This window comes from Loktanella sp. DSM 29012, from assembly GCF_900110705.1.
GTDB lineage: Bacteria > Pseudomonadota > Alphaproteobacteria > Rhodobacterales > Rhodobacteraceae > Loktanella > Loktanella gaetbuli.
The window spans coordinates 763,087-777,016 of the sequence record NZ_FOEJ01000001.1; the positions used below are offsets into that span (position 1 = coordinate 763,087).

The 13,930-nt window shown below is 61.5% G+C and carries 10 protein-coding genes and 1 pseudogene; 6 read left to right on the forward strand and 5 right to left on the reverse strand.

Annotated features, from left to right (window positions below; translation table 11 throughout):
• Nucleotides 1-49: 49 nt before the first annotated feature.
• Nucleotides 50-481, reverse strand: coding sequence for a DUF1489 family protein (locus tag BMX27_RS03825; protein WP_090158527.1), 432 nt, complete (start codon nucleotides 479-481; stop codon nucleotides 50-52).
• A gap of 147 nt (nucleotides 482-628) precedes the next feature.
• Between BMX27_RS03825 and BMX27_RS03830 the strand changes: the two genes are divergently transcribed.
• Nucleotides 629-2,896, forward strand: a complete 2,268-nt coding sequence (locus BMX27_RS03830) for an adenosylcobalamin-dependent ribonucleoside-diphosphate reductase (protein ID WP_090158528.1) — start codon at nucleotides 629-631, stop codon at nucleotides 2,894-2,896.
• A gap of 129 nt (nucleotides 2,897-3,025) precedes the next feature.
• On the opposite strand, the gene BMX27_RS03835 is transcribed toward BMX27_RS03830, so the two are convergent.
• Both BMX27_RS03835 and BMX27_RS03840 read right to left on the reverse strand, forming a co-directional pair.
• Nucleotides 3,026-3,493, reverse strand: a complete 468-nt coding sequence (locus BMX27_RS03835; protein ID WP_256212386.1) for a hypothetical protein — start codon at nucleotides 3,491-3,493, stop codon at nucleotides 3,026-3,028.
• A 135-nt stretch (nucleotides 3,494-3,628) separates the two neighbouring features.
• A pseudogene (locus tag BMX27_RS03840) lies at nucleotides 3,629-3,859 on the reverse strand (DDE-type integrase/transposase/recombinase); the annotation flags it as partial.
• A 152-nt stretch (nucleotides 3,860-4,011) separates the two neighbouring features.
• On the opposite strand from BMX27_RS03840, the gene BMX27_RS03850 reads away from it, so the two are divergent.
• From BMX27_RS03850 to BMX27_RS03865, 4 genes are all read left to right on the forward strand, one after another.
• Nucleotides 4,012-5,268 carry a glycerate kinase type-2 family protein gene (locus BMX27_RS03850; RefSeq protein ID WP_090158530.1) on the forward strand — a complete coding sequence of 419 codons (1,257 nt, stop codon included), beginning with the start codon at nucleotides 4,012-4,014 and terminating at the stop codon, nucleotides 5,266-5,268.
• 258 nt (nucleotides 5,269-5,526) lie between these two features.
• On the forward strand, nucleotides 5,527-6,513 hold the full coding sequence (locus BMX27_RS03855) for a TAXI family TRAP transporter solute-binding subunit (RefSeq protein WP_090158531.1): 987 nt from the start codon (nucleotides 5,527-5,529) through the stop codon (nucleotides 6,511-6,513).
• Nucleotides 6,514-6,575: 62 nt separating this feature from the next.
• Nucleotides 6,576-7,004, forward strand: a complete 429-nt coding sequence (locus tag BMX27_RS03860) for a DUF1850 domain-containing protein (RefSeq protein WP_256212387.1) — start codon at nucleotides 6,576-6,578, stop codon at nucleotides 7,002-7,004.
• Nucleotides 6,988-8,988: a TRAP transporter permease gene (locus BMX27_RS03865; RefSeq protein ID WP_090158533.1), complete on the forward strand. Its 2,001-nt coding sequence runs from the start codon at nucleotides 6,988-6,990 to the stop codon at nucleotides 8,986-8,988. Before BMX27_RS03860 ends, BMX27_RS03865 begins: the two co-directional genes overlap by 17 nt.
• A gap of 47 nt (nucleotides 8,989-9,035) precedes the next feature.
• Here BMX27_RS03865 and BMX27_RS03870 read toward each other — a convergent pair whose 3' ends face one another.
• Complete coding sequence (locus BMX27_RS03870; RefSeq protein WP_090158534.1) at nucleotides 9,036-12,113, reverse strand: efflux RND transporter permease subunit; 3,078 nt, start codon at nucleotides 12,111-12,113, stop codon at nucleotides 9,036-9,038.
• Between the two features lie 4 nt (nucleotides 12,114-12,117).
• Nucleotides 12,118-13,194: an efflux RND transporter periplasmic adaptor subunit gene (locus BMX27_RS03875; RefSeq protein WP_090158535.1), complete on the reverse strand. Its 1,077-nt coding sequence runs from the start codon at nucleotides 13,192-13,194 to the stop codon at nucleotides 12,118-12,120.
• 131 nt (nucleotides 13,195-13,325) lie between these two features.
• On the opposite strand from BMX27_RS03875, the gene BMX27_RS03880 reads away from it, so the two are divergent.
• Complete coding sequence (locus BMX27_RS03880) at nucleotides 13,326-13,919, forward strand: TetR/AcrR family transcriptional regulator (RefSeq protein WP_090158536.1); 594 nt, start codon at nucleotides 13,326-13,328, stop codon at nucleotides 13,917-13,919.
• Nucleotides 13,920-13,930 lie beyond the last annotated feature (11 nt).

The window sequence follows — 13,930 nt, forward strand, 5'->3', positions numbered from 1 at the left end:
GCAAATCGTCGCACGGGTCGGGCCGCCTGTCACCTGTGCTGACGCAAGGTTATCTGACGCCGATATCGGCCAACGCCTTGGAAAGTTCAGGAGGCAGCGGTTCTTCGGCCTGGCGGCCTTCTGCCAGATCGGGCGGCGCGTCGGCCGGGGACAGGTATCGCCAGCCTTGGAACGCCTTCTTGGGCGTGGCGGCGACGTGGATCACATCGGGGGCCAGCACCAGCCCACAGCGGCGCACGCCGTCCTGACCGATGATTTCGCGCAAGGCCATGATCGGTTGTCGGCACAGGATCACACCCTTGATGACCCAGTAGATCGACCCGCCGTTCAGCAGTTCGTCCTCGCGCTTGGGCCACATGCGGGTCACGTGGTAATACTGCCCGTCGCGGACCTGTTGAGACCGCACGCGTTGCCAATCGAGCATGTTCTCGATTGATTCAGTGCCAACCGACAGCTTTACCAGATTTACGTGGTTGCCCAATGTGTCACCCCAGATGTAGTATGCAGGTCCGGTTTAACCGATTCTTTACCTGGCGAACAGGTAGAGTTGATCACCGGTGTTTCAATTGACCATGCCCGCCGCTGGACCTATTCCTGCACACCTTCACCACACCCCAAAGGATTCGTCATGACCCGTTTCACCGCCCCGATTGCAGAGCAGATCTGGGACATGAAGTATCGTTTCAAAGAAGCAGACGGCACCCCCATCGATGAAACCGTCGAGGATACCTGGCGGCGTATCGCGGGCGCGCTGGCCGTCGTGGAAAAGGAACCAAAGGTCTGGGAGGACCGGTTCTATGATGCGCTGGCGGATTTCAGATATCTGCCCGCAGGACGTATCACCGCCGGTGCGGGCACCGCGCGCGCGGTGACGCTGTTCAACTGTTTCGTCATGGGTACCGTGCCCGACAGCATGGGCGGCATTTTCGACATGCTGAAAGAGGCCGCGCTGACCATGCAGCAGGGTGGCGGGATCGGCTATGATTTCTCGACCATCCGACCCAAAGGGGCGACCGTGCATGGCGTGGCCGCAGACGCGTCCGGGCCGTTGTCGTTCATGGATGTCTGGGACGCCATGTGCCGCACGATCATGTCAGCAGGGTCACGCCGTGGCGCGATGATGGCCACCATGCGTTGCGACCATCCCGACGTCGAGGATTTCATCACCGCAAAACACGACGCCGCCCGCCTGCGGATGTTCAACATGTCCGTGCTGATCACCGATCCGTTCATGGATGCGGTCAAGGCGGACACCGACTGGGATCTGGTTTTCAAAGGCGAGGTCTACCGCACGATCAAGGCGCGCGACCTGTGGAACGCAATCATGAAATCCACCTACGAGGTGGCGGAACCGGGTGTCATTTTCATCGACCGCATCAATGCGGCCAATAACCTGAATTATTGCGAAACCATTGCCGCCACGAACCCCTGCGGTGAACAGCCGCTGCCGCCCTACGGCGCGTGCCTGCTGGGGTCGATCAACATGGCGCGCATGGTCGCCGACCCCTTTGGCGATGCGGCAGCGCTCGACGAGGCGGCACTGACCGACCTGGTCGCCACCGCCGTGCGGATGATGGACAACGTCGTGGATGCCAGCCAATTCCCGCTGGAGGCACAGCGCCAGGAGGCGCAGGCGAAACGCCGCATCGGTCTGGGTGTCACGGGTCTGGCCGATGCGCTGCTGATGGTCGGCCTGCGCTATGGATCCGAAGAGGCGGCGCGTCAGACCGACCGCTGGATGCACGCGATTGCCCGCGCCGCGTATCTGGCGTCGGTGGAATTGGCCAAGGAAAAAGGCGCGTTCCCGCTGTTCGACGCCGAAGCCTTTCTTGCGTCGGGGGCCATGCAGGACATGGATGACGACGTGCGCGACGCGATCCGCACCCACGGTATCCGCAACGCACTGCTGACATCCATCGCGCCCACGGGCACGATCAGCCTGTACGCGGGGAACGTCAGCTCTGGGATCGAGCCGGTGTTTGCCTATGCCTACACCCGCAAGGTTCTGCAAAAGGACGGCACCAAGACCGAAGAAGAGGTCGTCGATTACGCCGTGCAAATGTGGCGCGAGCTGAAAGGCGATGCAGAGCTGCCCGATTATTTCGTCAACGCACAGACGCTCGCCCCGCTGGACCACGTCCGCATGCAGGCCGCCGCACAAAAGTGGATCGACAGCTCGATTTCCAAGACGATCAACTGCCCCGAAGACATCAGCTTTGACGATTTCAAGGACGTCTATATGGCGGCCTGGGATCAGGGGTGCAAAGGTTGCACCACCTACCGCCCCAACGCGGTCACCGGTTCGGTGCTAAGCGTGTCAGAGGACAAGCCGGTGCAGGTCCAGACCGACGGCGAAACTGCAGAGGTCGTCTATATGACCGAACCGCTGGACCGCCCGACAGAGCTGGAGGGTGCCACCTACAAGCTGAAATGGCCCGATAGCGAGCACGCAATCTATATCACCGTGAACGATCTGGTCATTGCAGGTCACCGCCGCCCGTTCGAGGTGTTCATCAATTCCAAGAACATGGAACACTTTGCCTGGACGGTTGCGCTGACGCGTATGATATCTGCCGTGTTCCGCCGTGGCGGCGACGTGACTTTCGTGGTCGAAGAGCTGAAGGCCGTGTTCGATCCGCGTGGCGGCGCCTGGGTCAAAGGCAAATATGTCCCCAGCATCCTCGCCGCCATCGGCGGCGTGATCGAGCGTCACATGATCGCGACCGGATTCCTGACCGGGGAAGGCGAGGGTCTGAAAAGCGACCCGCAAGCAGATGTGGTCAACCTGTCCGACGCCCCCCGCGGTAAGGCCTGTTCCAGCTGCGGCAGCTATGAGCTGCGCATGGTGGAGGGTTGCATGACATGCGCCAGCTGTGGGTTTTCCAAGTGCGGCTAGGTGTTTGATCCCACGGTGTGAATCACCTCATCTGATTTCCGGATCGGGAGCCTCAGGATCGCCGAATGATTGCACGCCCGAGGCCGCGCGACAGCGCGGCCTTCGTCTTTTACGCATTGCATCAAGTAGTTACGCAAAAGCGCGATCGACGTCGTGGCGCAAGTACAGCGAGCCATAATCTTCGCCGTCGGGCGAGAAGGCCTCGACACCGGTCGCTTTCAAGGTTGCCGTCATGGACTGCCAACTCTTGCCGTGGGCCTGCGCCATCGTCCGTGGCGTGTAAAAGCGCCGGTGGAAGGCGACTGCATCGTCCCGGGTGATGAAGAACTGCTTCGTCTTCAACTTCGGATGGGCCATCTCGGTCGCGGGCGTATGGCCGTTGATGACAAGGCGTTTCATGCGGATCGGCTGGCCGATGCCGACCGATTTCGAAAACAGCTCGATGCCCTGGTTGGAAGATGTCTCAGGCGAAAGGTCCGAGCAGACCTCATCGTGGTAGACGTCCAGTGCCTCATAACCATCGAAGTCGGCATGGTTTCCGATCCTGACGATGCGCCGCTCCTGGATCGCCCGGATGATGACGTCCGGGCCCACCATCAGACGCGTAGCCGATTTCGAGACGTGTTCCCACCCGTGCTACGCTTGGCGGAGTGGAGAGGCTCCGAGGAAAACGCTGTCAAGAAAGCGCACACCATCCGCCGAAATTCATCGTTTTTGGGGTCGTCCATGGTATCGTAGGCCATGCTGACGCAGGATCGACTGATAATCGGGCGAACAATATTGGCTGCTGCGGTCGCTGTGGAAGATACAGTCTCTGGGCGGCGACCTGAGTGCGATCGCCATCGTCAGCGCCCGGATCGCCAGGTCGCGCTTCAATCGGTTGCCGACAGCCCAGCCGATGACGCGGCGAGAGTGCAGGTCCAAGATGACCGCCAGATACAGCCAGCCCTCGCGGGTCCAGATAACCGCGGCAGCCGGACTATTGATGCGTGCCGTCGAAAAGGTTTGCGCAGATGGTATCATGTCGCCAGATATTGGTGATACAGCCACGACGCAGGGCGCGACCGACGCCGTCTGTGCAGCGATCCGCGGCGAAAATATCTGAGAGTTTGCAAATGACCGATGACGATGCAGTGGCGCTGCTCCGCCGGATGATGGATGCAGCGATCGCCGCAGCAGATCCGGCGACCGTTCTGGCCTCGCACCTCCCCGCGAAGCCAGCGGGCCGCTGCATCGTCATCGGGGCCGGCAAATCCGCCGCTGCGATGGCGCTGGCACTTGAACGGGCCTGGCCGGATGTGGATCTGTCAGGCGTCGTCGTCACACGCTATGGTCACGCAGTGCCCACGACCCGGATACAGGTGCGCGAGGCATCGCATCCCGTCCCGGACGCCGCAGGGCTGGCCGCATCGCGCGAGATCATGCAAACGGCTGCTGCTGCCGGTGCGGATGATCTTGTGATCGCGCTGATGTCCGGCGGCGGCTCTTCGCTGTTGCCGATGCCGGTCGATCCGCTGACATTGCAGGACAAGATCACCGTCAACAAACTGCTGTTGGCGTCGGGCCTGACGATCGACGACATGAACAAGGTCAGGCGCAGGCTGTCCGCGATCAAGGGCGGCGGTCTTGCGCGTGCCGTGCATCCGGCCCGACTGGTGACCTTGGCCATATCCGATGTCCCGGGCGATGATCCGGCGGCCATCGCATCCGGTCCGACGGTGCCTGACCCGACGGCGGGTGAAAATCTGGGCTATCTCGTCGATCGGCTCGACCCGGACCTGCCCACTGCCGCGCGCGATATTCTTTTGCAGCCTGTCCGGGACGTGCCTGCATTTGCATGCGATTACCGCCTGATTGCCACCCCCGCCTTGTCGCTGGAGGCCGCAGCACAGGTTGCCCGCGACGCAGGTGTCACGCCGAAGATCTTGGGCGATGCCCTCGAAGGGGAAGCGCGGGAATTGGGAATTGCCATGTCGGGCATGGCCAAATGGGTGGCACGGCAGGCCACGCCTGCATCTGGGCCCACCGTGTTGTTGTCAGGTGGTGAAACGACTGTTTCGACCAGTGGCACCATCCCCGGTCGCGGAGGGCGCAATACCGAATTCCTCCTGAGCCTTGCCATCGCACTGAACGGCCACCGTGGGATACATGCGCTGGCGGCAGATACGGATGGTATTGATGGGACCGAAGACGCAGCCGGTGCCATGATCGGACCAGATGTGCTGATGCGCGCCAGTCGCGTCGGTGCCGATGCCAAGGCCTGTCTTGCAAGCCATGACAGCTACGCGTTTTTCGATGCGACGGGCGATCTGATCCGGACAGGACCGACCCTGACGAACGTCAATGATTTCCGTGCGGTCCTCGTGCGCTGACATCTGCCCAGGCTCGATGATTCGCGCCAAGGATGCCGTGCGTGGTGTCTGCGCGGGCTCGCGTACAACATCGTAAAACGCGGACGCACCAGTCTCTCAGCCATGACTCAAATTGTCCTGTCGCAGGCCTGCGGCGGACGGTCTCTGATAGGGCGTGAAAAAAGGGGTCCAGTTCCGTTCAGAAATCTGTATCGTTCCCACGAACCCGGGAGGAGCCGGGTCAAACCTTGGGTGACACACCCGATTTGGGAGGACGATATGTTCAAAGAAGTCTTGCGTGGGCCGTTGGGCCTGATCGGAACCGCGGCGATTGTGACGATGGGCCTTGCTGCGCCGGCAGTGGCACAGCAGCAGCTGTCCATCGCCACTGGTGGTACAGGCGGGGTCTATTATCCGATGGGCGGTGGCCTTGCCGAAGTCATCAACAACCACATCGAAGGCTATTCCGCGACTGCAGAGGTCACGGGTGCATCGGTCGAGAACATGGGTCTGATTGCCACCGGTGACGCCGATCTGGCCATCGGTCTGGCTGACACCGTGGCACAGGCCTATTCCGGCACCGGCCGGTTTGAGGGCCAGCAGCTGCCGATGATCCGTGGTCTGGCGTCGCTTTATGCAAACATGGTGCACATCGTCGCACTCGAGGGGTCCGGCATCACATCCCTGGCTGATCTGAACGGCAAGCGCGTGTCGATTGGTGCGCCCGGTTCCGGCACCGAGGTCAACACCAATGCCATCCTCGAGGCCAATGGCATCAGCTATGACGATATCGACGAACAGCGCCTGAACTTCAACGAAACAGCCGATGCGCTGGCCAACGGCGACATCGACGCGGGTTTCTGGTCCGTGGGTGCGCCGACCTCGTCGATCCTGAACCTTGCGACCACGCAGGACATCACGATCATCGCCCTGTCAGAGGCTGAATTGCAGGCGGCGATGGATGCGGATTCCACCTTTGCGACGACGACCCTTGCCGGTGGCAGCTACAACGGTGTGGACGAAGACATCACCGTTCTGGGCATTCCGAACGTCCTGGCGGTGTCGTCGGAAATGACCGACGACGTGGCCTATGCGATCACCAAGGCCATGTTCGAGAATATCGCGGACATGCAGGCGATCCACCCGGCGGCGAACGAAACAACGGTCGAGTTCACAATGTCCGCCACACCAGTCCCGCTGCATCCCGGTGCGATCCGGTACTACGAAGAAATCGGCGTGACGATTCCTGACGATCTGCGTCCATGATTGCAGACCAACGAGGGGGGAGGGGCATTGTCCTCTCCCTTTTCATTTGGCTGCTGCCATGCGTGGCATTGGCGGACGCGCTTGTCGCGACCCGCGCGGATGGCACCGAAATCGCGCGCTTTGTTGTGGCCGACGGCACAGAGTGGTGCGTGCTCTGGAACCATTCCGTTAAGGGGTTCCCGGTGTCGGACTGCTATGAAAACAGGGCGGGGCGCATGGTTCTGGTGCATGCCCATCTGCCCGATTTCGCCGCCGGACTGGACCACATCCCGGGTCGCGGACGGCAGGTCACGGACGGACAAGGCGGCTATTTTATCCTAGATATCAACGAGCCTGTGCCGGGGAACGCTTATATTCTGCGGCCCGGACTCGGCCCTGTCGATCATCGTTTGCAGGTCGGTGACACGGTCGTGTCGCTGTCGGCGGTTGCCCCGCGTGAACGGGTACGGATTGCCCTTTTAGGAAATACGAATAATGACGACGATACCTGACATTCCCGCACCCGAGGTGCCGCAACCGCGGTTCGTCATCCGCGCAATCACCGTGATCGGGATCGCGCTGTCGCTGTTCCAGCTCTATGCCGCCGGTGTGCAGCCGCTTGGTCTGTTTTTCCAGCGTCCCATCCATCTGGGTTTCGTTCTGGTCCTGTGTTTCCTGCTGTATCCCGCCTTTGGCCGTGGCAAGGCGCGGGGTCCCTTGGGCTGGGCCATCGATGGTGTGCTGATCCTCGCAGGGATTGCCGCGGGGGCCTGGGTGCCGTTGAATATCGACACCATTGCGAACCAGATTTTCCCGCGTCCCATCGACGTCTGGATGGGCATCGTCACGATCATCGTCGTGCTCGAGGCCGCGCGCCGGGCCGTGGGCCTTGGCATGACGCTGATCGGCGCGTTCTTTATCGTTTATGCCTTTGCCGGCAACCGCGGCGAGCTGCCGTTTCTGGCGGACTGGATGCCCGGCATCCTCAATCACCGGGGCTATTCGCTGGACCGGCTGGCCAGCCAGATGACGCTGGGTGCCGAGGGGATTTTCGGGATTCCGCTGGGCGTGGCTGCGACCTTTGTTTTCATCTTTGTGTTGTTCGGTGCCTTTCTCGAAGTTACGGGCGCGGGCAAATTCTTTATCGACCTGGCCTATGCCGCTGCGGGCAAGCAGCGCGGCGGACCGGCCAAGGCCGCGGTGATCGCCAGCGCCGGCATGGGATCGATTTCAGGATCGGCGATTGCGAACGTGGTGACGACCGGCGCATTTACGATCCCCCTGATGAAGCGGCTGGGCTACCGCCCGGCGCAGGCTGGCGGGATCGAAGCTGCTGCCTCGACCGGTGGGCAGATCATGCCACCGCTGATGGGCGCGGGCGCATTCCTGATGAGCGAATTCACCCGGATGCCATATGTCGACATCGTTTTGGTCTCGATTTTCCCGGCGATCCTGTATTTCGGGACCGTCTACCTGCTGGTCCATATCGCCGCCGTGAAACAGGGAATGCAGGGCCTGTCCGCAGAGGAATTGCCCAGCGTGCGCAAGGTGCTGGCCGAAGGGTGGCATTTCCTGCTGCCACTCGTCGCCTTGGTCATTCTGCTGGTTGCGGGCTATTCGCCCATGCGTGTCGGTTTCTATGCGATCCTTGCGATCATGGCGGCGGCATCGGCACGCGCGCTGTGGGATTTCCAACGTAACGGGCCAACGGCAGACCGGTTCGTCGCGATGTGCCGTCGCGGTGTGGCGCTGACACTCGAGGCACTGGATCTGGGCGCGCGCAACGCCGTCGCGGTGTCCGTGGCCTGCGCTGTTGCAGGCATCATCGTGGGTGTCGTGGGCCTGACGGGTCTGGGCCTGAAATTCTCGGCGATGATGATCGCATTTTCGGGTGGCAACATCGTTCTGGCGCTGATCCTCGTGCTGCTGGCCAGCTTGGTTCTGGGCATGGGGCTGCCAGTGACGGCAGCCTATATCGTCCTGATCATCCTCGTGGGCCCGGCTCTGACCGAACAGTTCGGCATGCCAATCCTGATCGCGCATCTGGTCGTGTTCTGGTATTCGCAGGACAGTAACGTGACGCCGCCAGTCGCCTTGGCAGGCTTTGCCGGTGCTGCGATCGCGGGATCAAAACCGATGGAAACCAGTGTGCAAGCGTGGAAATATGCCAAGGGCCTGTACCTGATCCCGCTGTTCATGGTGTTCAATCCGGAAATCATTCTGGGCGGGCCATTGCCGCTGGTGCTGTGGTCAGGGGCCATTGCCATATTGGGTCTGGTCGCCTTTGCCGCCGCGCTCGAAGGTTATTTGTGGGGGCCGATGTCGGTCTGGATGCGTATATTGCTGGTGCCCGGTGTCGTCGCATTGTTCTGGCCCAACCTGACCGTCGAAATCGTCGGATCGCTGTTGATCGCGCTCTTGCTGGGGCTGAATTGGTCCGTGGCGCGCCGCTCGGCTGGCGATGCGGGGCCGCGGCCTGCTGCATCCGGGTCATGACCCGGCAGGCGCGTCCACGTGATACCGTGGCCGCGCCCCCGTAGGCATCAGGCGGGGGCCGGCACGGCCCCGTCGGCGGCCTTCTTGTCGGCGATCCGCTCCTTGCGCAGGTAGGTGTGATACAGGACCGGGACACCCACCAGCGTCAGGACCGAGGCAAAGCCGAGACCGCCCATGATCGTCACGGACATCGCCGCAAAGAAGCTGTCGGACAGCAGCGGCACCATACCCAGGATCGTGGTTGCCGCGGCCAGAACCACGGGCCGCAGACGGCTGACACTGGCCGTGACGATGGCCTCATGTTGCGGCAGGCCTTCGGCCTTTTGCGCATCGATCTCCTCGACCAGAACGATGGCGTTCTTGATCAACATGCCCGACAGCGACAGCAGGCCCAGCAACGCGGTAAAGCTGAAGGGAATGTTCGACAACAGCAGGCCGATCGCCACACCGTTGATCGCCATGGGCACGATGGTCCAGATGACCGCCGTCTGGCGTAACTTGCCGAACAACAGGATGGTGATCAGCAACATCGTCCCAAAGGAAAGCGGCATCTGCCGACCCAGCGATTCCTGTGCCTGGCCTGCGCTCTCGAATTCGCCGCCCCATTCCATTTCATAGCCAGCCGGAACCTCGATTGCCTCGATCAGCGGACGCACCTCGGCGAACACGGTGGGCGGCGTCAGACCTTCGATGACGTTGCCTTGCACCGAAATGGTCTGGACGCGGTTTCGCCGTTCGATCACGGGGTTTTCCGGCACGACGGTGAAACCGTCCACCACCTGGCTTAGTGGCAGATAGCCTCCGATGGCCTGACTGTAGACAATCTGGTCCAGCAGCTGGCTGTCGCGTTCGGCCTCGTCGCGGGGTTTGCGCACGATAATGTCGATCAGCCGGTCGCGTTCGCGGTAGGTGCCGGCAGGAATGCCGTTGGTCGCAAGGGCAATTGCAGTCGCCACGTCGCTGCGGGTGATGCCTGCCGCCTGTGCACGATCCTCTGCATAGATCGGGCGGGTTGTGATTTCGACCTCGCGCCAGTCGTTGTGTTCGGTGTGCAGCAAGTCGGTGCTGTTGCGCAGGATCGCCTCTGCCTCCGCGGCCAGTTCACGCAGTACGGCAGGGTCGGGACCAGAAAAGCGTGCCTCGATATCCGAACCGGTCGCGGGACCAAAGATGATGCGTTTCGACTGAAGCTCTGCCCAGGGCAGCGCTTCGATCACGAATTGATCCAGCTCTGTGCGCAGGGCGGGGATCGCCTCGGGGGATGTGGCACGGATCACCAGCTGGGCATAGGAACTGTCGGCGCGGGCAGGGCTGTAGGTCAGCACGTAGCGCGACAGGCCTTGCCCGACTGTTGCGGTCACAGCTTCGACGTCGTCTCGGGCCAGCAGCCAGTCCTCGACCACGGCGATATCGGCGGACGATTCCTCGATGGCGGTGCCCTGTGCGGCTTTGTATTCAAGGTAAAAGATGGGTGTCGTCGCCGCAGGAAAGAACTGCTGTTTGACTTGGCCAAAGGCCATGATGCAGGCGACAGTCGTGCCCAGCAGGCCTGCGATCACCAGCCAGCGCAATTTCAGTGCCCAGCGGACCAGTTTGCCATAGGTGCGGAACACCGGGCCGTTGTAACCGGAATCGTCTGCATCCAGCCCGCCGACCTTGAACAGGTAGTGACCCAGCAGCGGGGTGATCGTCACGCCGACGATCCACGACAGCAGCAGCGAAATGCCGATCACCGCAAACAGCGAGAACATGAATTCGCCGGACGCATCGGGCGACAGGCCGATCCCGGCAAAGGCCATGATCCCGATGATCGTGGCCCCCAGCAGCGGGATCTGGGTTTTCTGCGTGGCAATATCCGCTGCATCACGCGAATTCTTGCCCTTGCGCATTTCCTGCTGCATGCCTTCGGCCACCACGATGGCGTTGTCGACCAGCATCCCCATCGCGATGATCAGAGCACCCAGGCTGATGCGTTCGACCTTGACGTCGAACAGATACATGAAAAAGAACGTCGACAGCACGGTCAGCAGCAGCGAGGCACCGACGACGACCGCCGCGCGGGGGCCCATGAAAACAGCCAGCACCACGATCACGACCGCGACCGACATGGCAAGCGACACCAGAAAGTTGCTGTTGGCCTCGTCCACAACCCGGTGTTGTTCGTAGATCGGGCTGACTTCGACGCCGACAGGCAGCAGCGTTTCCAGCACGGCCAGCTCTGCCTCGACCCGGCGACCGACATCGACGATATTTTCAGATACCAGGCCCGACACGCCCAATGTGAACACCTCCTGACCATTGTGACGCAGGATGTGATCGGGATTTTCAATGCGCGCGCGTTTGACGTCCGCGATGTCCAGCAGGTTCAGGACCTCGCCGCCGAAACCAAAGGTCAGACCGCTGATTTCGCGCACGCTGTCCTCTGCCGATGGTCCCTGGATTTGCAGATTCGCACTGCCATTGTTGACGAAACCGGTCGGGTTGATGGCGGTGGAATCGCTGATCGCGCCGATGATGACCGCCGGATCGACCCCCAGCTGCGACAGTGTCTGCGATGACGGTTCGACGAAAATCGCCTCTTGTGGCAGGCCCTGCAGCTGGACATTGGCCACGCCGTCCACGGTCAGCAGTTCGCGGCGCATGAAACTGGCGATGTCCCAGATTTCCGAATCGCTATAGCCGGGGGCCGCTACGGCATACAGGATGCCATAAACATCACCGAAATCGTCGTTCACGGTTGATGGCAGCGCATCCGCTGGCAGGGATGCACGTGCATCTGACACACGGTCACGCAGGTCGTCCCAGACCTGCGGCAGTGTATCGCCATCGTATTGATCCTCGACCTCGACCTCGATGACCGACATGCCCTGGGTGTTGCGCGATGTGACGTTCTTGACCTCGTCCATCTGCTGGATCGCGGCCTCTAGCACCTCTGATACTTCGGTGGCCACCTCGGCCGAGGTCGCACCTGGGTAGGGCGTGATGACAAGCGCGTTCTTAAGCGTAAAGGTCGGGTCTTCCAGCTTGCCGACGGACATATAGCCGAACAATCCGCCAAAAATGGCGAACAGGATGAACATCCAGGTGTAGAGGGGAGATTCGATCGAAAAGCGGGCGATTTTCATGGGTCTATTCCACCGTCAGGCCAATGAACGGACGCACGGTTTCGCCTTCGGTCAGCATTTGCAGGCCGGCGGCCACGATCTGCGTGTCGCCTGCGATGCCGCTGACCAGCAGGTCCGTCCCGTTCGGAGAACCGACCTCGACCGGTTGCCATGCCACGGTTCCGTCGGTGCCACCGGGGTTGGGCGTATAGACCAGAACGCGGGGTGATCCATTGTCATAGGACACCGCGGATGGCGGCAGCATCACCAGACTTTCGTCACCCAATGGCAGGGTCGCTGTCACGGTGATGGATGCGCCGGGAATGATCGCCGGAGGCACGTCGTCCTGCGTCAGGGCCAATGTGACCCGGTAGCTTTGCCCGATGTTCTGGGTTTCGGCGTTGAATTCGCGCAACTCCAGCGGGACGGGGGCGGCAAACAGCGGAGACGACCCGGTAAATTTCAGATCGCTGCCCTCGTCGACATTCTGAAACAGGCGTTCCGGCACGTCGATTTCGACGCGGACTTCTGACATGTCATGCAGGCGGACTATGGGCTGACCGGGGCTGACGATGGCGAAATTCGGCGTCAGACGCGACGCGACCAATGCCTCGAACGGGGCGTGAAGGCTGGCGTCCGCCAGCGCATCCTCGGCCTCGCGCAGGGCGACGGCAGCCAGATCACGGGCCGTTTGTGCGTCCTCGGCCTGTGTGGCCGACACGGCGTTCGTCGCGGCCAGGGTTTCAGCGCGGGACAGGGCGCGTTCGGCCTGCGTCAGGTTGATCTGTGCCCGTTCCACCGCCCGTTCAAATGGCCCCACGTCCAATGCTGCAATCTGCACGTCCTTTTGCAGGAACTGGCCCTCTTGGGCGTCGAACATCGTCATCTGGCCGCCGACCTCGAATGACAGATCGACCGTTTCCAACGCAACGACCTGACCAAAGAATGTCCTGTCGGTCAGCACGCTTTCGCCAGCGGCACGGATCAGTTTCACAGCCCTCATCGGGGCGGGATCACCCGACGGTGTCAGCGCCTCGGCCTCTTGGGCGGACAGTGGTGCAGCGGCAGCAAGAGCAAAAAGGACCGTGGCAATGCGAAGCATAAATAATCTCCATCGTAGAGTACGGCGCAGTACTTAACCCATCATCCGGCAGTGGCAAGGGGGGAAGTTCCGTCTGTTTTGCCGTGAGGTTCCCACTTTCAATTCGGGCAGGTGCGCCCTACCGTTCGTTAATGACCCAAAATCCGTCACAAACCCGTATCCTGGCCGCTGCTCGAAGTCTGTTTTTCAAACATGGCTTCGAAAAAGTATCCACCGACATGCTGGCCCGCGAGGCCGCCGTGTCCAAAGCGACGATCTATCGCTACTTTCAGAACATGACCGATCTGTTGGGCTGCGTCGCAACGGCAGAGGTCTGCCGGTTTCGCGACGCCAACCCGCCGGCGGTCACGTCGCGGGCGGAATTGCAAGACGGACTGACGGCATTCGGAACGCGTCTGCTGACCTTTCTCAACGACCCCGAGACCGTGGCATTCGCCTGCCTGATCCACGAAGAGGCGCGTCATGCCCCAGACATGGGCCTGACATTTTACGATGCTGCGTTCCAGCAGACGCTCGATGATCTGGCGCGGATGTTCGGTCAGGCCAAGGATTGCGGTGCACTTAAGACGGAATTCGCACCACAAGAGATTGCCGAGGATTTCATTGCCTTGCTCGAAGGGCACGGGTTCAAGCGGGCGCAGTTGGGCCTGTCGGGCCTGCCATATCCGGATGTGCCCAGCAAGGTGAACCGCGCGGTCACCACCTTGTTGCGGGCGCACGGTTAGGGCCGCTGCCG